The organism is Paracoccus sp. Arc7-R13 (assembly GCF_004010775.1).
Lineage (GTDB): Bacteria > Pseudomonadota > Alphaproteobacteria > Rhodobacterales > Rhodobacteraceae > Paracoccus > Paracoccus marcusii.
On record NZ_CP034810.1, the window covers coordinates 1,928,455 to 1,954,159 of the forward strand.

Annotated in this window: 22 protein-coding genes; 11 read left to right on the top strand and 11 right to left on the bottom strand. The window is 67.0% G+C overall.

The genetic code is table 11. The features are described 5' to 3' along the window. Positions 1-168 precede the first annotated feature (168 nt). Positions 169-1,320 carry an efflux RND transporter periplasmic adaptor subunit gene (locus EOJ32_RS09610; RefSeq protein ID WP_127898408.1) on the top strand — a complete coding sequence of 384 codons (1,152 nt, stop codon included), beginning with the start codon at positions 169-171 and terminating at the stop codon, positions 1,318-1,320. Continuing rightward, a complete protein-coding gene (locus EOJ32_RS09615) occupies positions 1,317-4,427 on the top strand; it encodes an efflux RND transporter permease subunit (protein WP_127898409.1) in 3,111 nt (1,036 codons plus the stop codon). The genes EOJ32_RS09610 and EOJ32_RS09615 overlap by 4 nt, the downstream gene beginning before the upstream one ends. Before the next feature lie 34 nt (positions 4,428-4,461). On the opposite strand, the gene EOJ32_RS09620 is transcribed toward EOJ32_RS09615, so the two are convergent. The 7 genes from EOJ32_RS09620 to EOJ32_RS09650 all read right to left on the bottom strand — a co-directional run bounded on the left by EOJ32_RS09620 (position 4,462) and on the right by EOJ32_RS09650 (position 12,239). Next, positions 4,462-5,445, bottom strand: coding sequence for an ABC transporter substrate-binding protein (locus EOJ32_RS09620; RefSeq protein ID WP_127898410.1), 984 nt, complete (start codon positions 5,443-5,445; stop codon positions 4,462-4,464). 52 nt (positions 5,446-5,497) lie between these two features. Then, complete coding sequence (locus EOJ32_RS09625; RefSeq protein WP_127898411.1) at positions 5,498-6,430, bottom strand: ABC transporter permease; 933 nt, start codon at positions 6,428-6,430, stop codon at positions 5,498-5,500. Next, positions 6,427-7,296, bottom strand: a complete 870-nt coding sequence (locus tag EOJ32_RS09630; RefSeq protein ID WP_127898412.1) for an ABC transporter permease — start codon at positions 7,294-7,296, stop codon at positions 6,427-6,429. Before EOJ32_RS09630 ends, EOJ32_RS09625 begins: the two co-directional genes overlap by 4 nt. Then, positions 7,289-8,062 (bottom strand): ABC transporter ATP-binding protein, encoded by a 774-nt coding sequence (locus EOJ32_RS09635; RefSeq protein ID WP_127898413.1) that lies wholly within the window; start codon positions 8,060-8,062, stop codon positions 7,289-7,291. The genes EOJ32_RS09630 and EOJ32_RS09635 overlap by 8 nt, the downstream gene beginning before the upstream one ends. A 1-nt stretch (position 8,063) precedes the next feature. Continuing rightward, a complete protein-coding gene (hydA, locus tag EOJ32_RS09640) occupies positions 8,064-9,515 on the bottom strand; it encodes a dihydropyrimidinase (protein ID WP_127898414.1) in 1,452 nt (483 codons plus the stop codon). Between the two features lie 69 nt (positions 9,516-9,584). Beyond that, positions 9,585-10,850, bottom strand: a complete 1,266-nt coding sequence (locus EOJ32_RS09645; RefSeq protein WP_371705367.1) for a Zn-dependent hydrolase — start codon at positions 10,848-10,850, stop codon at positions 9,585-9,587. Positions 10,851-10,913: 63 nt separating this feature from the next. Next, complete coding sequence (locus tag EOJ32_RS09650; RefSeq protein WP_045980854.1) at positions 10,914-12,239, bottom strand: aspartate aminotransferase family protein; 1,326 nt, start codon at positions 12,237-12,239, stop codon at positions 10,914-10,916. A 156-nt stretch (positions 12,240-12,395) separates the two neighbouring features. Between EOJ32_RS09650 and EOJ32_RS09655 the strand changes: the two genes are divergently transcribed. Further along, positions 12,396-12,998 (top strand): TetR family transcriptional regulator C-terminal domain-containing protein, encoded by a 603-nt coding sequence (locus EOJ32_RS09655; protein ID WP_127898415.1) that lies wholly within the window; start codon positions 12,396-12,398, stop codon positions 12,996-12,998. Here the strand turns inward: EOJ32_RS09655 and EOJ32_RS09660 are convergent. Together EOJ32_RS09660 and EOJ32_RS09665 are read right to left on the bottom strand one after the other, a co-directional pair. Further along, entirely contained in the window at positions 12,995-13,579 is a 585-nt protein-coding gene (locus EOJ32_RS09660) for a TetR/AcrR family transcriptional regulator (protein WP_127898416.1), read from the bottom strand. The genes EOJ32_RS09655 and EOJ32_RS09660 overlap by 4 nt on opposite strands. A 133-nt stretch (positions 13,580-13,712) precedes the next feature. Beyond that, entirely contained in the window at positions 13,713-14,276 is a 564-nt protein-coding gene (locus EOJ32_RS09665; RefSeq protein ID WP_045980855.1) for a DUF882 domain-containing protein, read from the bottom strand. Between the two features lie 303 nt (positions 14,277-14,579). Here EOJ32_RS09665 and EOJ32_RS09670 point away from each other — a divergent pair, with 303 nt between their 5' ends. The 4 genes from EOJ32_RS09670 to EOJ32_RS09685 all read left to right on the top strand — a co-directional run bounded on the left by EOJ32_RS09670 (position 14,580) and on the right by EOJ32_RS09685 (position 18,980). Continuing rightward, a complete protein-coding gene (locus EOJ32_RS09670) occupies positions 14,580-16,235 on the top strand; it encodes a murein L,D-transpeptidase (protein ID WP_240542397.1) in 1,656 nt (551 codons plus the stop codon). Positions 16,236-16,305: 70 nt separating this feature from the next. Then, on the top strand, positions 16,306-17,406 hold the full coding sequence (gene lpxD / locus EOJ32_RS09675) for a UDP-3-O-(3-hydroxymyristoyl)glucosamine N-acyltransferase (protein ID WP_045980856.1): 1,101 nt from the start codon (positions 16,306-16,308) through the stop codon (positions 17,404-17,406). Positions 17,407-17,418: 12 nt separating this feature from the next. Next, positions 17,419-17,685, top strand: coding sequence for an acyl carrier protein (locus EOJ32_RS09680; protein WP_045980857.1), 267 nt, complete (start codon positions 17,419-17,421; stop codon positions 17,683-17,685). Positions 17,686-17,771: 86 nt separating this feature from the next. Further along, on the top strand, positions 17,772-18,980 hold the full coding sequence (locus EOJ32_RS09685) for a beta-ketoacyl synthase (RefSeq protein ID WP_045980892.1): 1,209 nt from the start codon (positions 17,772-17,774) through the stop codon (positions 18,978-18,980). Between the two features lie 75 nt (positions 18,981-19,055). Here EOJ32_RS09685 and EOJ32_RS09690 read toward each other — a convergent pair whose 3' ends face one another. Beyond that, entirely contained in the window at positions 19,056-19,856 is an 801-nt protein-coding gene (locus tag EOJ32_RS09690; protein WP_127898417.1) for an invasion associated locus B family protein, read from the bottom strand. A 465-nt stretch (positions 19,857-20,321) separates the two neighbouring features. Here EOJ32_RS09690 and EOJ32_RS09695 point away from each other — a divergent pair, with 465 nt between their 5' ends. Then, positions 20,322-21,872, top strand: a complete 1,551-nt coding sequence (locus EOJ32_RS09695; RefSeq protein WP_127898418.1) for a helicase HerA-like domain-containing protein — start codon at positions 20,322-20,324, stop codon at positions 21,870-21,872. Positions 21,873-21,875: 3 nt separating this feature from the next. Here the strand turns inward: EOJ32_RS09695 and EOJ32_RS09700 are convergent, their stop codons facing one another. Continuing rightward, positions 21,876-22,211 carry a DUF6477 family protein gene (locus EOJ32_RS09700; RefSeq protein ID WP_045980859.1) on the bottom strand — a complete coding sequence of 112 codons (336 nt, stop codon included), beginning with the start codon at positions 22,209-22,211 and terminating at the stop codon, positions 21,876-21,878. A gap of 216 nt (positions 22,212-22,427) precedes the next feature. Between EOJ32_RS09700 and EOJ32_RS09705 the strand changes: the two genes are divergently transcribed. From EOJ32_RS09705 to lipA, 3 genes are all read left to right on the top strand, one after another. Continuing rightward, the gene (locus EOJ32_RS09705) at positions 22,428-23,573 is read left to right on the top strand and encodes a DUF6456 domain-containing protein (RefSeq protein WP_127898419.1); all 1,146 of its coding nucleotides are present in this window, start codon (positions 22,428-22,430) and stop codon (positions 23,571-23,573) included. A 74-nt stretch (positions 23,574-23,647) separates the two neighbouring features. Next, positions 23,648-24,556: a hydrogen peroxide-inducible genes activator gene (locus EOJ32_RS09710; protein ID WP_127898420.1), complete on the top strand. Its 909-nt coding sequence runs from the start codon at positions 23,648-23,650 to the stop codon at positions 24,554-24,556. A gap of 93 nt (positions 24,557-24,649) precedes the next feature. Next, positions 24,650-25,606, top strand: a complete 957-nt coding sequence (gene lipA, locus EOJ32_RS09715; RefSeq protein WP_127898421.1) for a lipoyl synthase — start codon at positions 24,650-24,652, stop codon at positions 25,604-25,606. Positions 25,607-25,705: the final 99 nt, after the last annotated feature.

Sequence of the window (25,705 nt, forward strand, 5' to 3'; positions counted from 1 at the left end):
TTCCGGCAGGGGAACGCGCGGGGGCGGGCATGGGTCTTGGCAGGGGCGGACGCCTTGACGCAGGGGACAAGGGTCACGACTGTTGACCTGCGCGTTCCAAGAAACCATCTAGGATGACAAGACCGCCCGGTGCCATGGCCGGGGCGGGGCCCCTGACATGGATTGACGATGACGCGGTATCTGTCCTCCTCGACGCTCGCCTTTCTGGCGATCCTGGGCTTTCTGGCCTTCTGGATCGGTGGCGGCATGCTGAACCGTGAACCTCCCGCCGAGGCCGCCCCGGTCGAGGTGGCGGTTCCCCATGTCGCGGCCAGCATGTTCGTCGCCGAGGAGATCGTGCCGCGGACGGTGCTGTTCGGGAATGTCGTACCGGACCAGACGTCGATCCTGCGGGCGCGCACCGCAGGGATCGTCGAGGAGGTCGTGCGCCAGGGCCACGTCGCCGAACAGGGCGAGCAATTGGCGCTGCTGTCGGCCGACGACCGCGAAGCCGGCGTGGCGCGCGCCGAGGCGGCCGTGGGGTCGGCCGAGCGCGACTATGACGCCGCGCGGCAGTTGCGGGAACGGGGCGTGACCTCGGAGGCGGAGCTGCAGTCGCGCTTCGCACAGCTGGAATCGGCCCGGGCCGAACTGCGCGCGGCCCAGTTGGAACTGCAGAACACCCGTCTGACCGCCCCGATCAGCGGCACCGTCAGCAACGTCATGGCCGAACTGGGCAGCTTCGTGGATGCCGGCGGAGAGGTCCTTGAGATCGTGCGCAACGATCCCCTGATCGCCCAGATCGAGGTCCGCCAGTCCGAGATCACCTCGGTCGCGCTTGGCCAGTCCGCACAGGTCGTGTTCCAGGGCGGCCGCGAGGCCGAGGGCCGCGTGCGCTTCATCGCGCCGGTCGCCACGGCCGAGACGCGCACCTTCCGCGTCGAGGTCGAGGTTCCGAACCCCGACAATGCCGTGCCCGCAGGCCTCAGCGCGCAGATATCGCTGGCGATGGACGCGGTGCGCGCGCATCGGCTGTCGCCGGCGCTGATCCGGCTGGATGACGCCGGGCGGATCGGCGTGTTCGTTGTGGCCGAAGACGGCCAGACCCTGCGTTTCGCGCCGGTCCAGATCGTGCAGGCCCGCGCCGAGGCGATCTGGGTCACCGGGCTGGAGGACCGCGCGCGGGTCGTCACCATTTCTCAAGGCGCGCTGAGCGACGGGCAGCAGGCCCGCGTCAGCGACACGCCCGAACCCTATCGCGACGTCGTGGGCGACGGGGCGACCGATGCGGCGGCGCTGCTGGGCACGGCCCAGGCATCTGACGCCGTGGCCGGCCCATGAACGGGATCATCGCGGCGGGCTTTTCCCGCGCCCGCACGGTGATGATGGTGATGGTGGGCCTGCTGCTGGCGGGCTTTACGGCCTATGTCACCATCCCCAAGGAATCGATGCCCGAGGTCGACATCCCGATCTTCATCGTGAACGTCACCTATAGCGGCGTCAGCGCCGAGGATGCCGCCACCCTGCTGGCCGAACCGATCGAGCGGCAGGTGAACGCGCTGGAGGGGCTGCGGCGGATGGAGACCGTGGCCAGCGAGGGTTTCGCCTCGGTCACGCTGGAGTTCCGCCCCGGCTTCGATCAGGCACAGGCGTTGCAGTCGGTCAAGGATGCCGTCGACGACGCGGGCCCGGACATTCCGCCCGAGGCCGACGGCCCCTTCGTGCGCGAGATCGACATGGCGCTGTTCCCGATCCTGACGGTGGCGCTGTCCGGCCCCGTCCCGGAACGCGAGCTGATCCGCCTTGGCCGCGCGTTGAGCGACGAGATCGAGACCGTCAGCGGCGTCCTGCAGGCCGACCTGACCGGAGAGCGCGAGGACCAGCTGGAGATCCTGATCGATCCGCTGGCGCTGGAGACCTATGGCATCTCTCCGGGGCAGCTGTCGCAGGCGATCCAAGCCAACAACCAGCTGATCGCGGCGGGCTCCTTCGATACCGGGGCGGGCCGCATCGGGGTGTCGATCCCCGGCACTGTCGTCCGCCTGGATGAAATCATGTCGATCCCGGTGCTGGTCGACGGGGCCACCGTGCTGCGCGTCCAGGACGTGGCCGAGGTGCGTCAGACCTTTAAAGACCCGGTCAGCTTTGCCCGCATCGACGGACAGCCCGCCCTGGCCATCGACGTGCGCAAGACGGTGGGCGCGAACGTGATCAACACCGTCGCCGCGGTCCGCGACGTGGTGGCGCAGACCCGCGCCGACTGGCCCGAACAGGTTGGCGTCGTCTTCATGAACGACCAGTCCAAGGAGATGCGCACCCTTCTGTCGGACCTGCAGAACAACGTGATCGCGGCGGTGGTGTTGGTGATGCTGGTCACCGTGCTGTTTCTGGGCTTGCGTGCATCGCTGCTGGTGGCGGTGGCCATCCCAGGATCGTTCCTGGGCGGCATCCTGATCATCTGGGCGCTTGGTTTCACGCTGAACGTGATCGTGCTGTTCGCGCTGATCCTGGTGGTCGGCATGCTGGTCGACGGCGCCATCGTGGTGGTCGAGATGGGCGAACGCCTGATCGCCAAGGGTCATGGCAAGGCCGAGGCCTACCTGCTGGCGGCGCAGCGGATGGCATGGCCGATCACCTCGTCCACCGCGACCACGCTGGCGGTGTTCTTTCCGCTGCTGTTCTGGCCGGGGCTGGCCGGACAGTTCATGTTCTATCTGCCCGCCACAATGATCGCCACGCTGCTGATGTCGCTGCTGATGGCGCTGGTCTTCGTGCCGGTGACGGGCAGCGTCGTGGGCGGGGGGCAGGCGCTGCCGCCCGAACCAGATGCCGACGACACGTCGGGCGCGATGGCGCGCCTGTCGATCTGGACCATCGCACGGCCCGGCGCCACGTTGGGGCTGTCGATCCTGACGGTGCTGGTGATCCTCTATGCCTATTCGCACCTGAACCGCGGGGTCGAGTTCTTTCCCGAGACCGACGCCGAGCGCGCGCAGGTCCAGATCACCGCGAACGGCAACCTCTCCGTCCAGGAGAGCGACCGATTGGTGCGCCTGATCGAGGAACAGGTCCTGGGTTTCGAGGGCATCGAGCGCGTCTATTCCCGCACCATCGGCAGCGTCGAGGAGCGTGTCCGCTCCAGCCTCTCCAGCGACGTGATCGGCCAGATTCAGGTCGAGTTCACCGACTGGCGCACCCGCGCCCCCTCGACCGAGGTGATCGACCAGCTGCGCGCCGCCACGGCGGAGGTGCCGGGCCTGGGCATCCAGATCGAGGCCGCGGCATCCGGGCCCGGTGCGTCCCGCCCGGTCCAGATCGAGATATCGGCCTCCAATCGCCCGGCACTGCAGCAGGCGTCGGCCAAGATCGAACAGCTGATGCAGGCACAGGGCCGCTTCGTTGACATCGCCAACGACACGCCCCGACCCAACCCCGAGATCCGGCTGGTCGTCGACCGAGAGGAATCGGCGCGCTTCGGCATCGACATGAACACCATCGGCACCGCGGTCCAGCTGCTGACGACGGGGGTGAACTTAGGCACCTACCTTCCCGATTTCGCCGATGACGAGGTCGACATCGCCCTGCGCTATCCGTCACATCAGCGCAATCTGGAGAACCTGTCGTCATTGCGTGTCGCCGGTCCGTCCGGCGCGCAGGTGCCCATTTCCAACATGGTGCAGATGATCCCGGCGCCTGCACCCTCTGCCATCACCCGCATCGCCGCGAGAGAAACCCAGACCCTGACCGCGGACCTGGCCCCGGGCGCCACGCTGCAGGCCGAGTTGGCGCTCATCCAAGCCAGCATCGACCAGGCCGATCTGCCCGACGACGTCGAGGTCACGTTCGGAGGAGAGATCGAGGACCAACAGGAGGCGATGACCTTCCTGATGGGGGCGTTCGTCGCGGCGATCTTCCTGATGTTCACCATCCTGCTGATCCAGATGAACAGCTTTTATCAGGCGCTGCTGGTGCTGACGGCGATCGTGTTCTCTATCTCGGGAGTGTTCCTTGGGCTGATGATCCGGCAGGAAGCATTCTCGATCGTGATGAGCGGCATCGGCATCATGGCCCTGGCGGGCGTCGTGGTGAACAACAACATCGTGCTGATCGACGCCTATAACGAATATCGCGGGGCCGGCGACGATCCGGACCGCGCGGCGCGGCGTGCGGCGTCGGAACGGGTGCGTCCGGTGCTGTTGACGGCCGGCACGACGGTCATCGGCCTGGTGCCGATGGTGCTGGGCATGACCATCGATTTCACCGGCCGCGACCTGTTCCTGGGCGCGCCTTCGGGCCAGTTCTGGATCCAGCTGTCGACGGGGATCGCAGGGGGGCTGGTGGTGGCGACTGCGGTCACGCTGATCCTGACGCCGACGCTACTGGCATGGGACGGACGCAGGCGCGTCCGCAGGCAGGCGCGACGCGCGGCGGCGCAGCCCGCGGAATAAGGCGGGCCGCCCGATGGGGCGGCCCGCCCGTCGTTCAGTCGAAGGCGCGGTCGGTGATGGTCGACACCCACGCCCCTTCGGGGGCGGCCTGGATCACCGGGTCGGACCCGCCCGACAGCAGGATATCGACGGTGCGCTGGTAATCGGCCTCGGCCAGGGTGCCGTCCGAACCTTCCAGGAGCTTGGCGATCTCGGTCATCATGCGGGTCTGATGCTCCAGGGTCTGGGCGCCGGTCTCGTCGTTGTCCAGGACGATCTGGGCGGCCTCCTCGGGGTTCTCGGCCGCGTATTGCCAGCCGCGCATGCTGGCGCGGACAAAGCCCACCAGGTCGGTCACCTTCTCGCTGTCCTCCAGCGTCTCCTCCAGCACGTAGAGGCCGTCCTCAAGGGTGGCCACGCCCTGGTCCTCGTACTTGAAGGTCACCAGGTCGTCCTCGGCGATGCCGGCGTCGATCACCTGCCAGTACTCGTTGTAGGTCATCGTGCTGATGCAGGCCGCCTGTTTCTGCAGCAGGGGATCGACATTGAAGCCCTGCTTCAGCACGGTCACACCCTCGGGGCCGCCCTCGGTCGACAGGCCAAGCGTGTTCATCCAGGACAGGAACGGGTATTCGTTGCCCGCGAACCAGACGCCCAGGGTCTTGCCCGCGAAATCGGTAGCCGGATCGCTGATGCCGCTTTCCTTCAGACAGGTCAGCATCATGCCCGACGCCTTGAAGGGCTGGGCAATGTTCACCATCGGCAGGCCCTTTTCGCGCGCGGCCAGCGCCGCAGGCATCCATTCGACGATAACGTCCGCGCCGCCGCCGGCCAGGACCTGGGTCGGGGCGATGTCGGGACCGCCCGGCAGGATGGTCAGGTTGACGCCCTCTTCCTCGTAGAAACCCTTTTCCTGCGCGACGTAATAGCCCGCGAACTGGGCCTGCGTGACCCATTTCAGCTGCAGCGTCAGATCGCCCGCCTGCGCCCCTCCGGCCATCAGCGCAAGGGCCGCGGCCCCGGTCATCAGTCGTGTCATTTCCCGTCTCTCCTGTTGGTGGGATCCGCCCCGGATGGGGATGCGGCCCCGGTTAGTTGCGCTGCGACGGGTGCCAGAACGTCACCTTCTTCTCGATCAGCGCAACGATGCCATAGAACAGCGTTCCCGCCAGCGCCGCCACGACAATTTCGGCCCAGACCAACGGCAGGTCCAGACGCCCCACCGCGGTCGAGATGCGGAAACCCATGCCGCGCGTCGGGCTGCCGAAGAATTCGGCAACGATCGCCCCGATCAGGGCCAGCGTGGTGGTGATCTTCAACCCGTTGAACAGAAAGGGCATCGCGGCGGGCAGGCGCAGCTTCCACAGCGCCGCGCCATAGGGGGCGGCCCAGCTGGCCATCAGGTCGCGCTGCATCGCATCGGTGGCGCGCAGGCCCGCGACCATGTTCACCAGAATCGGGAAGAAGACCATCACCACCACGACCGCGGCCTTGGACTGCCAGTCGAAGCCGAACCACATCACCAGGATCGGGGCGATGCCGACGATGGGCAGGGCGGCGACGAAATTGCCGATGGGCAGCAGCCCGCGCTGCAGGAAGGGGCTGCGGTCGATGGCGATGGCGGTCAGGACCGCCGCCGCCGCACCGATCAGCCAGCCGGTCAGCGCCCCCTTGAGGATCGTCTGGACGAAATCGGTCCACAGAATGCCGGTATTGGCCGCGAAACTGGCCGCGATCTGGCTGGGTGCGGGCAGGATCACGGTCGGGATCGCATAGGCGCGGACCGCCATCTCCCACAGCAGGATGATCGTGCCGCCAAAGATGATCGGCACGACGGCGCGCGTGGCGGGCGTGTCGAACCCGGCCAGCCACGCGTTGAACAGCCACGCGATCAGCCATACCGCCACCAGCGGCGCGGCCGTCGGCGCCAGCCAATGCGCGGCGACCAAGGCGACGATGCCCCCCGCGACCACCTGGATGTTCTGCAGGAACCAATAGGTCCGACCAAGGCGCAGCTCTGTCATCGTGCCAACCCCATGCGGCTGAGGGTGCGTCGCTCCAGCCATCCGACGATGGCCACAAGGCCCGCGGCCAGCAGGGCCGCGACGAACAGCGCCGACCAGATCTGGACGGTCTGGCCGTAATAGCTGCCTGACAGCAGGCGCGCGCCCAGGCCCGCGGTCGCCCCGGCGGGCAGTTCGCCCACGATGGTGCCGACCAGCGCCGCGGCGATCGCGACCTTGAGGCTGGCGAACAGGTAGGGCAGCGACGACGGCAGCCGCAGCCGCCAGAAGACCTGGGCGTTGCTGGCGCTCCAGCTGCGCATCTGGTCCAGCTGCATCGCATCGGGGGTGCGCAGGCCTTTGACCATGCCGACCAGCACCGGAAAGAACGACAGCCATGCGGCGATGATCGCCTTGGGCAAAAGACCCGTGACACCCATGCTGGACAGGACCACGATGACCATCGGCGCGATGGCCAGGATCGGAACGGTCTGGCTGGCCACGGCCCAGGGCATGACCGACTGGTCCATGCTGCGGCTGTGGACGATGCCGACCGCCAGCAGGATGCCCGCGCCGGTGCCGATGGCAAAGCCTGCCAGCGTCGCGGACAGGGTCACCCAAGCATGCCAGACCAGGCTGCGGCGCGAGGTGATGGCCTGACCGGCCAGCCCCTCCCACAGGCCGACAGCCACCTGGTGGGGGGCGGGCAGCACGGGGCGTTCCTGCACCAGGGTGCGCGCGACAAGGTCGGGCAGGGTCAGCGTCACCTCGGCCCGGGCGGCCTGGTCACGCTCCCATTGGGCGTTCATGCGGATCGCGGCCAGGTACCAGACGGCGACGATGGCCAGCAGCACCGTCATCACGGGCACAAGCCGTCCCCTAGTCATGGCTGTGTCCGTCGCGCAGCCCCTCGCGGACCTCATGGGCCAGGGCGATGAATTCGGGCGTGTCGCGGATGTCCAGCGGACGGTCCGGGGGCAGGGTGCTTTCGATCACGCGGGTGATGCGGCCCGGACGCGGCGACATGACGACGATCTTGGTCGACAGATAGACCGCCTCGGGGATCGAATGCGTGACAAAGCCGATGGTCTTGCCGGTCTTGCGCCACAGGGCCAGCAGCGCCTCGTTCAGGCGGTCGCGCACGATCTCGTCCAAGGCGCCGAAAGGTTCGTCCATCAGCAGGATGTTGGCGTCGAAGGCCAGCGCGCGGGCGATGCTGGCGCGTTGCTGCATGCCGCCCGACAGCTGCCACGGAAACTTGCCGCCAAAGCCCGACAGTTCGACCAGGTCCATGACCCGGGCAATGCGTTCCGCGCGATCAGCCTTGGAAAACCCCATGATCTCCAGCGGCAGAGAGATGTTCCCCGCGATCGTTCGCCACGGATAAAGCCCCGGCGCCTGGAACACGTACCCATAGGCGCGCGCCCGTCGGGCCGCGTCCGGCTCCATCCCGTTGACGCGCAGGGTGCCGTCGGTGGGCGTCTCCAGCGCGGCGATGCTGCGCAGGAACGTGGTCTTGCCGCATCCCGACGGCCCGATGAAGCTGACGAATTCGCCGGGCGCGATGGACAGGTCCACGTCCTTGAGGGCGTGCACCGGCCCGTCGGCGGTCTGGAAGGTCAGGCTGACGCCGCTTGCCTCGATGACGGTCAAGTCACACCCCGCTTGCGGGAATGCCGCCGCGCTGGACCGGGCGCGGCGCGGTCAGGTCCTTCCAGGCGGACAGCGCGCGGTTTACCTGACCGCGCGGCTCGCGGGCCACGAATTCGCCGTGCCCCTCGCGGCTGTCGACCTTGCCCTCGGTCACGGCAACGACGCCGCGGGTCAGGGTGAACCGCGGCAGGCCCTTGACGGTCTGCCCCTCGAACACGTTGTAATCAATCGCGGATTGCTGGGCGCAGGCGGTGATCTTCTTGGTCGCCTCGGGGTCCCAGACCACCAGGTCCGCGTCGCTGCCGACCAGGACCGCGCCCTTTTTCGGGTACATCCCCAGGATCTTGGCGATGTTGGTCGAGGTGACGGCCACGAACTCGTTCGGCGTCAGCCGCCCCGTGCCGACCCCATGCGTCCACAGCATCGGCATCCGATCCTCAAGACCCCCGGTGCCGTTCGGGATCCTGGTGAAATCGCCGATGCCGGTACGTTTCTGATCGGTTGTGAAGGCGCAATGGTCGGTCGCCACGACCGACAGGCTGCCCGACTGCAGACCGGCCCACAGGCTGTCCTGATGCTGCTTGTTGCGGAACGGCGGCGACATGACCCGGCGTGCGGCATGATCCCAATCCGCGTTGAAATACTCGGATTCGTCCAGCGTCAGGTGCTGGATCAGCGGCTCGCCCCAGACCCGCTTGCCTTGGGCGCGCGCCCGGCGGATCGCCTCATGGCTGTCCTCGCAGCTGACATGGACCACGTACAGCGGCACGCCTGCCATGTCGGCCACCATGATCGCGCGGTTCGTGGCCTCGCCCTCGACCTGGGGCGGGCGGGAATAGGCGTGGGCCTCCGGGCCGGTGTTCCCCTCGGCGAGCAGACGCGCCGACAGCTCGGCTACCACGTCGCCGTTCTCGGCATGGACCATCGCCACGCCGCCCAGATCTCCAACCCGGCGGAACGACGCGAACAACTCGTCGTCATTCACCATCAGCGCGCCCTTGTAGGCCATGAAATGCTTGAAGCTGGTGATGCCGCGGTCCACGACCGCCTGCATCTCGTCGAACACCTGCTGGCCCCACCACGTGACCGCCATGTGATAGCTGTAATCGCAATGCGCGCGCCCGGACTTGTTGTCCCACATCTGCAGCGCATCCAGCAGTCCTTGGCCCGGCGACGGCAGCGCGAAATCCACGACCATCGTCGTGCCTCCCGCCAGTGCCGCCCGCGTCCCGCTCTCGAAATCGTCGGCCGAATAGGTGCCCATGAAGGGCATCTCCAGATGCGTGTGCGGGTCGATCCCGCCCGGCATGACCAGGCAGCCGCCCGCGTCCAGGACGGTGTCACCGACCAGCCCCTGACCGATCGCGGCAATACGCCCCCCCTCGATCAGCACGTCGGCCTGATAGCTCAGATCCGCCGTGACGATGGTTCCGCCCCTGATGACCGTGCTCATGGCATCCCTCTTCTTCTTTGTCCAAATACCCTGGGGGTCCGGGGGTGAAACCCCCGGCCGCTGTCCGCGTCAGCGGACGATCTCGGCGGCGTCCAGCACCGCGTGCAGCAGCACGTCGCATCCCGCACGCGCCCAGTCCGGCGTGATCGCCTCGGCCTCGTTGTGGCTCAGCCCGCCTTCGCAGGGGCACATGATCATCACTGTCGGCGCAACCTTGGCGATCCAGCAGGCGTCATGCCCCGCGCCCGACACGATATCCATGTGGCTATATCCCAGCTTCTCGGCCGCGCCGCGCACCTTGCCGACCAGGTCGGGATCAAAGGTCACCGGGTCGAAATGCCCGACCGGCTCGATCTCGATCCCCAGCCCCAGTTCCGCGGCAATTTCAGCAGCCTCCGCTTCCAACCTCGACCGCATCGACGTCAGCTTCTCCAGATCGGGCGACCGGAAATCAATGCAGAACACCGCCTTTCCCGGAATGACATTGCGGCTGTTCGGGAAAAGGTTGGCTTGGCCGACGGCACCGACCGCATCCGGCTGGTGGTCCATCGCGATGCAATGCACCGCCTCTATGATCCGCGCCATGCCAAGGCCCGCATTCACGCGCATCGCCATGGGCGTGCTGCCCGTATGGGCGTCCTTACCGGTCAGCGTCACCTGCAGCCACCACAGTCCCTGGCCATGGGTGACCACGCCGATCTGCTTGCCCTCTGCCTCAAGGATCGGGCCCTGTTCGATATGCAGTTCGAACATCGCGTGGATCTTGCGGTCGCCCGGCGCTTCGGTTCCGCGCCAGCCGATCCTGTCCAACTCGTCGCCGAAACGCTTGCCATCGGCATCCTGCCGGCTGTTGGCGTAATCCTCTGTCAAGACGCCCGCAAAGACGCCCGACGCCAACATGGCGGGCGCGAAACGCGCGCCTTCCTCGTTGGTCCAGTTCGTCACCACGATGGGGCGGCGCGTGCGGATGCCCAGGTCCCGGATCGACCGGATGACCTCCAGCCCGGCAAGGACGCCCAGTACCCCGTCATAACGCCCGCCGGTCGGCTGCGTGTCCAGGTGGCTGCCGATATAGACGGGGTCCAGATCGGGCTCGACCCCCTCATGGCGCATGAACATGCTGCCCATCCGGTCGACGCCCATCGTCATGCCGGCTTCTTCGCACCAGCGCTGGAAGAGGCTACGTCCCTCGGCATCGGCATCGGTCAGGGTCTGGCGGTTGCAACCCCCCGCGATGCCGGGGCCGATCTGGGCCATCTGGTCCAGACTGTCCCACAGCCTGTCGCCATCGACGGTCATGTTCGCAGCCGTCATCACGCCACTTGCGTCGCTCATTCGCAGTCCTTCCTGTCGGGCCGCCCCATTCTGTCGCGGGGTCGGCTGGATGGGTTTGGCCGCTTACGCGGCGGTCTTCAGCACCTCGCCAAGCGTGCCGATCAGATGATCGATCTGCGCCTCGCTGATGATCAGGGGCGGCGACATGGCGATGATGTCGCCCGTCACGCGGATCAGGATGCCGGCCTCGAACGCGCGCACGAAGATGTCGAAGGCGCGCTTGCCCGGCTGACCCTCGATCGGCGCCAGTTCCACGGCGCCGATCAGGCCCATGTTGCGGATGTCGATCACGTTCGGATGGTCCCGCAGCCCGTGGATCGCCTCTTGCCAATAGGTTTCCAGCGACGCGGCGCGCGTCAACAGACCTTCTTCGGCATAGGTGTCCAGCGTGGCGATGGCCGCCGCACAGCTGATCGGGTTCCCGGAATAGGTATAGCCGTGGAACAGTTCGATGATGTGCTCAGGGCCCTGCATGAACGCGTCATAGATCTCCGCGGTGGCCAAGACCGCGCCCATCGGGATCACGCCGTTGGTCAGGCCCTTGGCGCAGGTGATCATGTCGGGGACAACGCCGAAATGCTGGGCCGCGAAGGGGCTGCCCAGGCGCCCGAAACCGGTGATCACCTCGTCGAAGATCAGCAGGATGCCGTGCTTTTTCGTGATCGCGCGCAGCTTTTCCAGATAGCCCTTGGGCGGCATCAGGACGCCGGTCGAACCGGCCATCGGTTCGACGATGACGGCGGCGATCGTCTCGGCCCCGTGCAGGGCCACGATGCGCTCCAGCTCGTCGGCCAGGTTGGCGCCGTGTTCCGGCTGCCCCTTGGTGAAGACGTTCTCGGGCAGATGGGTGTGGGGCATGTGGTCGACGCCCGCCAGCAAGGTGCCGAAATGGCGGCGGTTGTTCACGATGCCCCCGACCGAGATTCCGCCGAAGCCCACGCCGTGATAGCCCCGCTCGCGCCCGATCAGCCGCGTGCGGGCCGCGTCGCCCCGCGCCCGGTGATAGGCCAGCGCGATCTTCAGCGCGGTATCGACGGCCTCGCTGCCCGAATTTGTGTAGAAGACATGGTCCATCCCGTCGGGCGCGATGTCCACGATGCGGTTGGCCAGCTCGAACGCCAGCGGATGGCCCATCTGGAAGGCGGGGGCATAATCCAGCTCTCCGACCTGGGCCTGCACGGCCTCGGTGATCCTGGGGCGGCAGTGGCCGGCGTTGCAGCACCACAGGCCTGCCGTCCCGTCCAGGATCTGGCGACCGTCTGCGGCCGTGTAATGCATGTCCTTGGACGCAACCAACATCCGCGGCGCCGACTTGAACTGACGGTTCGCGGTATAGGGCATCCAGAAGGCGCGCAGGTCATTCGGGGCGGGCTTGCGGTCAAGCGGCATTGGCATCGTCCTCACGGATTATTGACCAAACGGTCAGGATCAGGCTAGCACGGGGCAGGGGGCAGTCAAGCGTCCTGACAAGCCGGATGACAATTCCGACCGATCTGCCCAAAATCGGATCATGCCAGAGCCGGAGCTTCGATGACAGAGACCTGCATGCCCCAGATGACCCGGATTCAGCAGAAAAACAGGGAGCTGATCCTGAACGGGGCGTTGGAGGCGTTTTCGGCCAACGGACTGCGCGGTGCGACCATCGACCAGATCGCGCGGGCGGCGGGCCTGTCCAAGCCGAACGTGCTGTACTATTTCGGCTCCAAGGACGAAATCCACAAGGCGCTGCTGACGACCCTGCTGGAGATGTGGCTGGCGCCGATGCGCCAGATCGACGCCGACGGAGAGCCGCTGGCCGAGGTGCTGCGCTATGTGCAGGCCAAGCTGTCGATGTCGCAGGACTATCCCCGCGAAAGCCGCCTGTTCGCCCATGAGATCCTGCAGGGCGCGCCGCATCTGACCGAAATCCTGGGCGGCGATCTGCGACAAATCGTCGACCGGACGGTCGCGGTTCTGGAAGGCTGGATGGACCAAGGTCTGCTGGCGCGGGTCGAGCCGCGCCACCTGATCTTCTCGATCTGGTCAATGACCCAGCACTATGCCGATTTCGAGACGCAGGTCCGCGCCGTCTTGGGAGACGGCCGCGACCCCGTGGCCGAGGGCGCGGCATTCCTGGACGATCTGTACCGAAAGCTGCTGACGCCCTAGCTGGGCTTGTCCAGCATTTCGGCCGCCGTCAGGATCAGCGACAGGTTCTCATGCGCTGCGGCGATGAAATCCTCGCGCGCGCCCGACACCCAATCCTTGGTCGCGGCGTTCGTCGCGGCGATGATCGCGGCGGCCAGGATCTCGATCACGCGTTCGTCCGACCCGGGCATCCGCCGATGCAGCAGCGTACGCATCTGCGCACGGCGCGCCAACATGGCGCTGTTGCGCAGCGCCTCCAGCTTGGGGTCCTTGTCGGAAAGGGCCAGCATCGCGCCGATCAGCTCGCGTTCGTTCAGATATCGGGCCAGATGCGCCTCGATCAGCAGGCCCAGATCCTCGATCAGGCGACCCTTGCCCGCGATGAAGATCTCGGACGCCTCCGGCGGATAGTCGGGCGGCGGACCCATCAGGGCCGCCTCCTTGTAGGGGTAGTAGTTGAAGAAGGTCCGCGTGCTGATGCCCGCATGTCGGGCGATCGCCTCGGTCGTGACATTGGGAAGACCGTCGTGGACGGCCAGTTCGATGGCTGCGGCCTGAATTTTCTTGGCGGTTTTGAAACGGCGCGTCTCGAGGGGGCTCATGCAGGTCCGATCTTGTCTTGTTGTTCCGGCCAGCGTCGCAAGCCAGCGTTGCGGCGGCAAGCCCGAAAAATGCGGAAAACGCCGTCTGCGGGTGGCAGAGGGCGTTTGCGCCTTGCGAAAAGGTCGTCTGAAATCAGCTGCCCCAGGTGCGGACGGGACCGCAATCCATGTGCACGAAGTTCGACCGGCTGTAGCGTCCAACGCCACCGGCGCGGCAGGCTACGGCAGCCTGGTACATCTGCCCGACCGAGCGCGACTTCAACCGCAGGTCGGCCGCCTTGCCCGTCAGGTGCAGCGAGTTCTGCGCCACGCCGCTGGACTGGCGCCGCAGCATCGCGTTGGTGCGGGGCGAGCGGTATCCCGACAGCATCATGTAAGGTTCGTTGGTCTGCAGCAGGCGCGAGGACGCGGCCGCCACGTCGATCATCCGCGGGTCGATGCCGATCACCTCGCCGGTGCGCCAGTCGCGCATGAACACGTTGATCTCGTTCAGGGCCTCGCGGATGTATTTTCCGTCGACCCAATAGACCGTGTCGATGCTCTCGCCGGTCCGGCCGTTGTACATCTTGACCCGCCGCATGTCGCCCGCATTGCCGCGCAAAAATCCGAAGGCATTCGCCATCACCGGAGTCGCCGCAACACTGGTTGCCGCGAACACACCCAAGATGCCGCGACGGGAGATAATGTCCATTGTCATGTCAGATCGCCTGTCCTGCTTCGTTTTTTTAAGCCGGCGACACGTCGCGGCCTGTCGTGGTTTATCCCCGACCTGATTAACAATATGTCAAAAGCGCGTGCGCGACGAAACGGATTCTGCCGGGATGGCCGATCCTAATCCGAATTTCGGCAAGATTTCGCCTAAAACGGGTAATGTTGCACATCGGCGGCGGCGCTGTGGCGTTTTGGCAACCACTGCTTTTCCACTGCACAAACAGATGCGTGGGGTGTGGCGCGCGCACGGCGGCCGTGGGACAATACGGGCAGAATTTCGGAGGTTCAGATGGCGGTTCGAATGGTCCGGGGCGTGCTGGCGCTGACACTGGCGGGGGTCGTCGGCTGGCTTCCCGTTGTGTCCGGCGCACGCGAACCTCTCGCTGCCGTGAGCGTGGCCGCGGCGCCACGGCTGGATTTCACGCCGCAACAGATGGCCTTGGCGCTGGCAGTGTCGGACGACGCCGATCTTGCCTCGTTCTATGGCAGCAACGGGTTGCGCGCGATCTTCCTTGGCCCCGAGGGAGAGGCCCGGCGACTCGCCTTGCGGGACGCGATCGGGAACGCCCCGCGCCATGGCATCCCCGTTGCCCGATACCAGCCCGACCGTCTGACGGCGACCGAAGGCCTTGCGGCCGAGATCGCCCATGCCCATGCCCTGTCACGCCTGCTGCGCGATCTGACCGGCGGCGTGCTGAACCCGACGCGCGTCGACCCCGAGATCAAGCGACAGCCCGTGCGGACCGCGGTCGTCCCGCTGCTGGCGCGGTTCGAGGCGGCGGCGGATCCTGCGGCGGTCCTTGCCGGGGCCGGACCGGACCATCCGGCCTATCTTGCGCTGCAACAGGCGCTGTCCGGGCCGGCCGACCTAGCCGTCCCACAAGGCCTGCCGCGTATCGCGACCGGTGTCTGGCGGCCCGGCCAAAGGGCCGCGGCGATCGCCGACCTGCGCACGCGCCTGGTGGCCATCGGGTTTGCCGCCGATGCGCCGGATGCCACGCTGTATGACGATGCCCTTGCGCGGGCGGTCTCCGATTATCAGCGTGCGGCCGGCCTGCCGGATGACGGCGTCGCGGGCCCGCGGACCATCGCGGCGCTGAACGGCGATGGCGGCACCGGACAGGACGCGCGGCAACGCGCGATCCTGGTGGCGATGGAGCGGATGCGCTGGATGGCGTCCGAGGATCTGGACAGCCGCCATGTCTGGGTGAACATCCCGGAATTCAGCACGACCATCGTGGAAGACGGGGCCGAGGTGTTCCGCACCCGCAGCGTCATGGGCAAGGACACGCCCGACATGCGCACGCCGGAATTTTCCGAGATGATGGCCAATGTCGTGGTCAATCCCAGCTGGAACGTGCCGCGGTCCATCGCCGTTCGCGACTATCTGCCCCGCCTGCAGGCGAACCGCCATGCGCTGTCGCATCTGGACGTGGTGGATGGCGCGGGGCGGGTGCTGGCGCGGGACGGCATCGATTTTGGCCGCTATAGCGCCGCCAGCTTTCCGTTCAGGCTGCGCCAGAAGCCAAGCGACGACAATGCCCTTGGCGTGGTCAAGTTCATCTTCCCCAACCCCTGGAACATCTATCTGCACGACACGCCGTCCAAGCACCTGTTTGCGAACCGGGTGCGGGCGGAATCGAATGGCTGCATCCGCATCGGCGATCCGGTCGATCTGGCCCGCGCGCTGCTGTCGCGCCAGACCGATGATCCGGCGGCGATGTTCCAGCGCGCCCGCGACCGGGCACGCGAGACCTGGCTGAAGCTGACGCCGCCGGTTCCCGTGCATCTGGTCTATTTCACCGCCTGGCCCGGCCCGGACGGGCGCATCCGGCTGTTCGACGACATCTATGGCCGCGACGCCCGCATCTGGGAGGCGCTGCAGGCCCAGGGCTTTGGCGCGGCGGCGCCCGCCATGGTCGCGGACCTGAACCCGGGGTTGTGACCCGCCCCGGAACGCGGGCACTGGAAGCAGCCTTGCAAACAGGCTAAGTCCTTGCGCGAAAGGGGGGGCCATGGTCCTGACAATGGGTGAACTGGCGCGGGCTCTGGACGCGCAATGCTGGGGCGACCAGTCGATCCGCGTGACGGGTGCGGCGGAACCCGCGGCGGTCGGTCCGGTCGACGCGGGTGGCGGCACGCTGGCCATGGCCATGGCGCCCAAATACGCCGCGGCGTTGAAGCCCGGCAGCATCGCCATTCTGGCCGAGGGGATGGACCCCGAGGCCTATGGCCTGAAGGCCGCCATCTTTGCCCCCCGCCCGCGGCTGGTCATGGCCGGTCTGACGCGGGCTTTCGACCGCGGCCCGGACATCGCGCCGGGCATCCATCCGACCGCGGTCATCGACCCCACGGCCACGATCGGCGACGGCGCGGCGATCGCGCCCTTTGTCGTCATCGGCGCGCATGTGCGGATCGGACAGGGCGCCCGCATCGGGGCGCATGTCAGCATCGGTCGCGGCGCCCGCATCGGCGATCAGGCATTGATCCATCCGGGCGTGCGGATCGGCCATGACGTGACCGCGGGCGACCGTCTGATCGTGCAGCCGGGCGCGTCCATCGGCGGCGACGGGTTTTCCTTCGTCACCCCCGAGGAGTCGGGGATCGAGGAGATCCGCCGCACCCTGGGTGCCCGTGCCGCGGTCAACCAGCAGCACTGGACGCGCATCCATTCGCTTGGCGCGGTCGAGCTGGGTCACGACGTCGAGATCGGCGCGAACGCCACCATCGACCGCGGCACGATCCGGTCGACCCGCGTGGGCGACGGCACCAAGATCGACAACCTTGTGATGCTGGGCCACAACGTCGTCGTGGGCCGTGACTGCCTGCTGTGCAGCCAGGTGGGCGTGGCCGGATCGTCGGTGATCGGCGACAGGGTCGTGCTGGCCGGGCAGGTGGGCGTCAACGACAACATCCAGATCGGGGACGACGTCATTGCGGGCGGTGCCGCCAAGATCTTCACCCGCGTGCCGGCAGGCCGGGTGATCCTGGGCAACCCCGCGGTCAAGATGGAGACCCAGCTGGAGATCCAGAAGGCCATGCGGCGGCTGCCGCGTTTCGCACAACAGCTGTCCAAGCTTCAGGAAACCGTTACACGCCTGTTGGAAAAGGGCTGAACAGGAGGCGACATGACAGACGACATCACGCAGCGCATTCGGGCCATCATCGCGGAGCAGGCGATGCTGGAACCCGACCAGATCACCGATGACGCGACCCCCGCCGAACTGGGCATCGACAGCCTGGGCCTGGTCGAATCGATCTTTGCCATCGAGGAAGAGTTCGACATCTCGATCCCGTTCAACGCGAACGAGCCCGAGAAGTCCGACTTCGACATCTCGAACATGGGCACGATCATCGCCGCGGTGCATCGGCTGGTCGCGGAAAAGGCGGAATGACCGCCCCCGTGGACGAAGCGCTGATCGACGCAGGCCGCGCGGCACCCGCGATCCGGCCTGCGGCCGAGACGACCGGCCGCGGCGGGCTGCGCCGTGTGGTGATCACCGGCGCCGGCACGATCAACGCGCTTGGCCACGATGTCGCCACCACCCTGGAGGCGTTCCGCGAGGGTCGCTGCGGGATCACGCAGCTAGATTTTCGCGATGTCGATCGCTTGTCGATCCAGATCGGCGGACAGGTCCACGACTGGACGCCCGAGACCTATTTCAACCGCCAGCAGATCCTGCTCTATGACAAGTTCACCCAGTTCACCCTGCTGGCCGCCAAGCAGGCGGTCGAGCAGTCGGGCCTGCACTTTCAGGGCGCGCTTGGCCTGCGGTCGGGGGTCATCCTGGGCACGGCCGGCGGTGGCCTGAACACCTGGGACGAGAACTATCGCGCCGTCTATGAGGAGGGGAAGAACCGCGTCCATCCCTTCGTGGTCCCCAAGCTGATGAACAATGCCGCGGCCAGCCATGTCAGCATGGAATTCGGCCTACGCGGCCCCGCCTTCACCGTCGCCACCGCCTGCGCCAGCAGCAATCATGCGATGGGCCTGGCGTTCCAGATGGTGCGGTCGGGCGCGGCCGACGTCATGCTGTCGGGCGGGTCCGATGCGATGCTGTGCTTTGGCGGCGTCAAGGCATGGGAGGGGCTGCGCGTGATGTCCAAGGACGCCTGCCGCCCCTTCAGTGCCAACCGTAACGGCATGGTCCAGGGCGAAGGCGCGGGCGTCTTCGTCTTCGAGGATTTCGAACACGCCCGGGCGCGCGGCGCCGAGATTTTGGCCGAGGTCGTGGGCTTTGCCATGTCGTCGGATGCGCAGGACATCGTCATGCCATCGGCCCAGGGGGCCGAGCGCGCGATCACCGGGGCGATGGTCGATGCCGGCCTGAACCGCGAGGATATCGGCTATATCAATGCCCACGGAACGGGCACTGCCGCGAATGACAAGACGGAATGTGCGGCGGTGGCACATGCCTTTGGCCATCACGCGGACCGGTTGATGATGTCGTCGACCAAGTCGATGCACGGCCATCTGATCGGCGGCACCGGCGCGGTCGAACTGCTGGCCTGCATCATGGCGCTGCGCGACGGGGTGATCGCGCCCACGATCGGCTATCAGGAGGCCGACCCCGAATGTGCGCTGGACGTCGTTCCCAACGAGGCCCGTGAGGCGCGGGTCGATGCCGTCCTGTCCAATGCCTTCGCCTTTGGCGGACTGAACGCGGTCATCGCCCTGCGCCGCGTCTGATCGTCATGCGGGACACATGAAAAAGGCCGCGTCTAGGGGACGCGGCCTTTTCCGTTCATGCGATGGCAGGGGCGATCACTCGGCCGGTGCGTCCTCGGCGGGGGTATCCTCTGCCGGTTCTGCATCGGCGGCCGGGGCGGGCGCGGGTGCGGCGGCATAGGCGGCCAGTTCATCGAACGCGGCGGTGAAGCCGGTCAGCGACATGCTCAGCTGGACCGGCGAATCCGGGTCGCCGCCGAAGGGCAGCAGCTGCACGGCCGCGGTGCTGCCGGCCTTCATGCTTGCCAGTTCCTGATTGGTGAAGCCAAGACGCGCGACGCAGCCGACCGGCGCGCAGAAGCTGAACGGATAGCCGCGCATCTCGCCCGATCCGATCTGGAAGCCCAGGCCGTCGATCAGGTCCGTCTCCAGCGGTGCGACCAGGGTGGCGCCGGCAGCGACGTCGCCATTCGACAGCGGAACCATGGTCAGTTCGGCAACCGGGTTGTCGTCGGCATCGGTCAGCAGCTTGTACATCTCGCACGGATCCTTGCCCTGATCGGCGCGGATGCAGCGGATGGTCCAATCGCCATGCTCGGACTTGGCGTAATAGCTGCCCGGTCCGTTCGGATCGCGCGCGGGCTGACCTGCGGGCGCGTTCTCGGCCGCGGGGGCATCGGCGGGCGCGGCTGGCGTCTCTCCATCGGCAGGTGTGGTGGCCGGCGCGTCTGCGGCAGGGGCATCTGCGGCCGGTGCGGCGGTTGCAGGCGCATCGGCGGCGGGGGCTTCCGCCGCGGGGGTTTCGGGGGTGGCCGGCGCCGGGGTGTCCTGGGCGAATGCGGGCCCGGTGATCAGGGCGACGGCGGCCAACAGCGCGTGCGAATGTCTAATGAACATCAATCTTTCTTTCTTTTGCTCAACGCATTGCGGCTGATCTAGCACGGCGCCGGCGCCTTGTCAGTCCCCTGCCAAGACACGCGTTGTCACCAACCCTTGAGGTCGGGACATTGCACAGTATTGCGCATTGAAGAAGTTGCGTGGGAACCGAACCGGCCGGACACGCGTCATGAATTGACGCGAAAGGCCGTGGCTTCCACCACGGCCCCCGACGCGTTGCGTTATTCTCCCTGCCGGACTGGCCGGTCATCATTGAGACGCACGCTAATCGCGTTGGCGTGATCCGTCAACGGTCTATGGATTTTCCCCCGATCACATAAAAAAAGCCGCGCCCGAGGGCGCGGCAGTCCAACAGGGAGGAAGGTCCGGGTCACGGCTGCGATCCGGACAACTTCACCTTGCCATGAAAGCGTTAAAATTGTCTTTTCAAGGCATGCGTTGCGCAATTTGTTGGTGGGGGATGCGATGGGCTCGGTTCTGGACCTGGATGCGGGAACGATCTTCGTGGGCGGCGCCGGCGCCGGATACGCGACCCCCGAGACGATGCTGCTGAAGCTGGCAAACCGACACGGGCTGGTCGCGGGTGCGACGGGGACGGGCAAGACCGTCACCCTGCAGACCCTGGCCGAAAGCCTGTCGGCGGCGGGCGTTCCGGTGTTCCTGGCGGATGTGAAGGGCGACCTGGCGGGGCTGGCCAAGGCGGGATCGGATCAAGGCAAGCTGCACGAGCCTTTCCTTGCGAGGGCCGGTCAGATCGGGATCGATCTGACCTATGCATCCTATCCGGTGACATTCTGGGATGTCTGGGGACAGCAGGGCCATCCCGTCCGCACCACGCCGGCCGAGATGGGACCGCTGCTGCTGTCGCGCCTGCTGGACCTGACGGAAGCGCAGGAGGGCGTCATGGCGATCGCGTTCCGCGTCGCCGACGAGGAGGGGCTGCCGCTTCTGGACCTCAAGGACCTGCAGTCGATGCTTGTCTGGGTCGCACAGAACGCCGCCGACCTGTCGACGCGCTATGGCAATGTCAGCACCGCCAGCGTAGGCGCGATCCAGCGCGCGCTGCTGGTGCTGGAGACCGAGGGCGGAGCGAACCTGTTCGGCGAGCCGGCGCTGGCCCTGGCCGATATCATCCGCCAGGACGCGGACGGGCGCGGCGTCATCAGCATCCTGTCGGCAGAGCGCCTGATGAACGCACCCCGGCTGTACGCGACATTCCTGCTGTGGCTGCTGTCGGAGTTGTTCGAGCAGCTGCCCGAAGTGGGCGATCCGGACAAGCCCCGCGTCGCGTTCTTCTTTGACGAGGCGCATCTGCTGTTCGACGACGCGCCGAAGGCCCTGATCGAAAAGGTCGAGCGGGTGGCACGGTTGATCCGGTCGAAAGGCGTCAGCATCTGGTTCGTCACCCAGAACCCCGCCGACATTCCCGAATCGGTGCTTGGCCAATTGGGCAACCGGGTTCAGCACGCGCTGCGGGCGTTCACCGCCAAGGATCAGAAAGCCTTGCGCGATGCGGCGCAGAACTATCGGACCAACCCCGATTTCGACATCGCTAAGACGATCCAGCAGGTGGGGACGGGCGAGGCCGTGACCTCTTTCCTGCAGCCGAAGGGTGTGCCGGGCATCGCGCAGCGGACGCTGATCCGACCGCCGTTCAGTCAGGTTGGCCCGATCACGGACCATGAGCGCGCAGCGATCCGGGCCACGTCCCCGATGGGGCCGAAATACGACACCGCCCTGGATCGCGATTCCGCGCATGAGATGCTGGCACGCAAGACCCAGGCCGCAGCCCAGGCGGCCAGTGTGAAGAAGGATGACGACGGGTTGTTCGACATGCCCGCCGGTCCGGGACGGGGGCGACCATATCAGGCGCCGGCACGCGAGAAGGCTGTGCCGCGCGGGCGGTCCGACAGCATCGTGCAGACCTTTGGCAAGAGCCTTGCCCGGCAGTTGGGGACCCGGACCGGGCAGGCGCTGGTCCGGGGCGTTCTGGGTTCCCTGATCAAGAAACGCTGATGGTCACAGCGCGATGGCCGTGGCCGGCATCGGCGCGGCGTCGATCGCGGCACGCATCTCTGCCAGGATGGCGATGACCAGCAGGACGTGGCGGCGCAAGTCGTATTCGGCAGCCTGGGTCACGCGCATGTCGTTCTGGATCTGCTCCTCGGCCCGCAGGCGGGACAGGACGGCGCCCGGCGCGGGGCAGCGGTCGCTGCGCAGCAGGCGGGGCAGGTCGCGATCGCGCTTCCAGGTCTTCTGACCTTCGCGGGCGGCCCGGATCAGCGTTCCGGGACGGCGCAGGCCCTGATTCGTCGGGCGGGGGCGAAAAACGATCACGTTCGAGACTGCGGTCATGGGGCTGATCCTTTGCGTTTGCCACGGGGTCACCTTCACACAACCTTGAGGTGTGTTGCCAAAAGCCCTGCCGCAGCGCGCGGTGGAGCAAGGTTTCTTTAGGAATTGTTAGGGAATGTTGCGGCTATGTGCAGAAACACCCTGTTAACCACAGGGAAATATTTCAACCCAGGGTAGTCTACTGCCGGGCTGCCCGAGGACGACAAGGGACCTGACATGACCATATTGACCGGTGATTTCGCAATCCACACGGGCATCGCGGAGCACCGTGCGCAGGTGCAAGGGCAGACCTGCGCGCAAGACGACCTGAGCGAGGACGCGCGCCTTTACCTGCGCCACGTCGACCAGGGGGTGACGATCCGTGCCCTGGCGCGCGAGGCCGGTGTTCATGCCTCAACCATCCTGCGCCGTATCCGCCGGTTCGAGGCGCGCCGCGACGATCCGCTGGTGGATGCCGCGCTGGCACCGCGGCCCGAGGGGGCCAATGCGCCTGATGAGCGTCAGGCCCTGCGCGTGCTGCGCCGGTTGGCAGAGCCGGGTGCGTGCATGGCATCGGCCCCCGGCATGGACAAGGCGATCGTCACGCGCGACGACATCCGTACCGCCGTTCTGGAACGCGCCCTGGCAGAAATGATGGCGCTGAAGGGATGGGTCGTGCAGACGCGGGGCGGGGGGCGCATCCAGCGCTATGTCATCGCGCCGGCAGGGCGCGAGGCCCTGCGCCAGATGCTGCGGTCGCCCCGCCAGCGCAGCGCCGTGCCGGGGCCATCGTCGTTTGCGGACGCCCACCCGGTCCACGAGGGCGCCCAGCCCGTCCACGGCATGGCCGAGGCCCAGGCGGCGTTTGACCACGGCGACCGTCACCGGGTGTGGGAGGATTGCGTCATCGACGATCCCGAGGATGGTCGCCGCCGCCAGACCCGGGTGAACATCGCGGAAAGCCCGCTTCTGGTGCTGGCGCGGCGGCGTGACCATGATGGACAGGCATTCCTGACGCCGGGCATGGTCACCGCGGGCGAACGCCTGCGCGAGGATTTCGAGCTCGCTCAGATGGGTCCGCGCGTCACCCAGAACTGGGACGGCTTCATGACCTCGGGGATCGACGTGTCGCGTGGCGGCGGCGGTTATCGCGGCGGATCGGAATCGGCGCGCGACCGGGTGGCCGTCGCGCTGCGCGACCTGGGCCCGGGCATGGGCGACATCGTCCTGCGGGTGTGCTGCTTTCTGGAGGGGATCGAGATGACGGAACGGCGTCTTGGCTGGTCCGCACGGTCTGGAAAGATCGTCCTGCGTCTGGCCCTGATGCGGCTTGAGCGGCACTATGAGGAAACCTACGGCAAGGGATCGCGGCTGATCGGTTGAAGGTCATTGCCGCAGACGGGGGCTGGTCGATAAGATGGTGGGCGTTGACCGCGCGTCGTTGATCAGGCCCCCTTATGAATGTCACTCTGCGCCAGCTGCGCTATTTCCTGTCCTTGGCGCAGCACACCCATTTCACACGCGCCGCCGAATCGATCAACGTCACGCAACCCGCGCTGTCCATGCAGATCCGCGCGCTGGAGGAGGAGATCGGCGCCCGCCTGGTCGAACGCACCCCGCAGGGTGTCGTCCTGACCCCGCAGGGCCGCGCGCTGCAGGACCACGCCCAACGGGTCATGGCCGCGATGACCGATCTGGAACAGGACTTGCGGCAGCCGGGGCAGGGCGGCCGGTTGATGCTGGGCATGATTCCCACCGTCGCGCCCTATCTGCTGCCCGAGGCGCTGCCCCTTTTGCGGGCGCGCGACATCGGGCGCGACCTGCATCTGCGCGAGGCGCAGACCGACCGCCTGCTGGACGAACTGCAGGCGGGGCGGCTGGATGCCATCGTCGTCGCCAGCCCGCCCGAAGGGCCGGGCCTGCAGGCCATACCGCTGTTCGCCGACCGCTTTCTGCTAGCCGGCAGCGCGGCGCGAATCGCCGATCTGCGCAGCCGACCGCTGTCCCCGGACGCGCTGGATCCCGGCCAGCTTCTGTTGCTGGACGAGGGGCATTGCCTTGGCGACCAGGCCCTTGAGGTCTGCGGGCTGAACCGTCGCGCGGCGCGGCTGGACCTGGGGGCCGCGTCGCTGTCGACCCTGTGCCGCCTTGCCGCGCAGGGCATGGGCCTGACCTTCCTGCCCGAGATCGCCCGCCGGCAGGAGCTGGCCGCGGCACCCGGCCTGACGGCCGTCAGGTTTCCCGACCCCCAGCCCGCGCGGCAGGTCATGCTGATGCGCCGCGCATCGACTCCGGGGCAGGGCTGGTTCGACGATCTGGCCCGCCTGCTGACCGCGGCGGCGCGACCGCTGCTGGATCTGGGCTGACCGCAAGGCAGCCATGTGGACGCAGGGGCAGGGGATGCGTTGCCAAATCGTTGCAAAGCCCCTATTTCTGCCCGAACCGCGACCGAAAGGACCATGACCTTGCGCGACCTCAGGATCCCGGATCAGCGCCACCCGGAAAAGGCGCACCGACCCGATCAGGCCCAGCCCAAGAAGCCGGACTGGATTCGCGTCAAGGCGCCCACCTCTGCGGGGTACAAGCAGACGCGCGACCTGCTGCGCGAGAACCGCCTGTCGACCGTCTGCGAGGAGGCCGGCTGTCCCAATGTCGGCGAATGCTGGAGCCAGGGCCACGCCACCATGATGATCATGGGCGAGATCTGCACCCGCGGCTGCACCTTCTGCAACGTCGCGACGGGTAAGCCGCAGGCGCTGGACACGTTCGAACCCGGCCGCGTCGCCCATGCGGTGCAGAAGCTGGGCCTGAACCACGTCGTGATCACCAGCGTCGATCGCGACGACCTGGACGATGGCGGGGCCGAGCATTTTGCCCAGACCATCCGGGCTATCCGCCACCGCTCTCCGACCTCCACGATCGAAGTGCTGGTGCCCGACTTTCTGAAGTCAAAGCCTGGCGCCTTGGAGACCGTGGTCGAGGCGCGTCCCGATGTGTTCAACCACAACCTTGAAACGGTGCCGGGCCTGTACCCGGAGGTCCGTCCCGGCGCCCGCTATTTCCATTCGCTGCGTCTGCTGCAGCGGGTCAAGGAACTGGACCCGTCGATGTTCACCAAATCCGGCATCATGGTCGGATTGGGAGAGGATCGCCAAGGCGTGCTGCAGGTCATGGACGACATGCGCGCGGCTGACATCGACTTCATCACCATCGGCCAATATCTGCAGCCCAGCCCCAAGCACCATCGCGTCGACCGCTTCGTCACGCCCGAAGAATTTGCGGGCTATGAGAAAGCCGCCTATGGTAAGGGTTTCCTGATGGTCTCGGCGACGCCGCTGACCCGGTCGTCGTATCATGCGGGCGATGACTTCGCGCAGCTTCGCGACGCACGACTGGTCAAGTTGGGTCGCGGCTGAGGCCGCGGGGCAGGGGGCGCACGCCGCCCCTTGCAAATCGCCGCGACTGGATTTACGCCAAGCCCAACGGTCCGCACGGACCGTCGCCGAAAGGGCGCC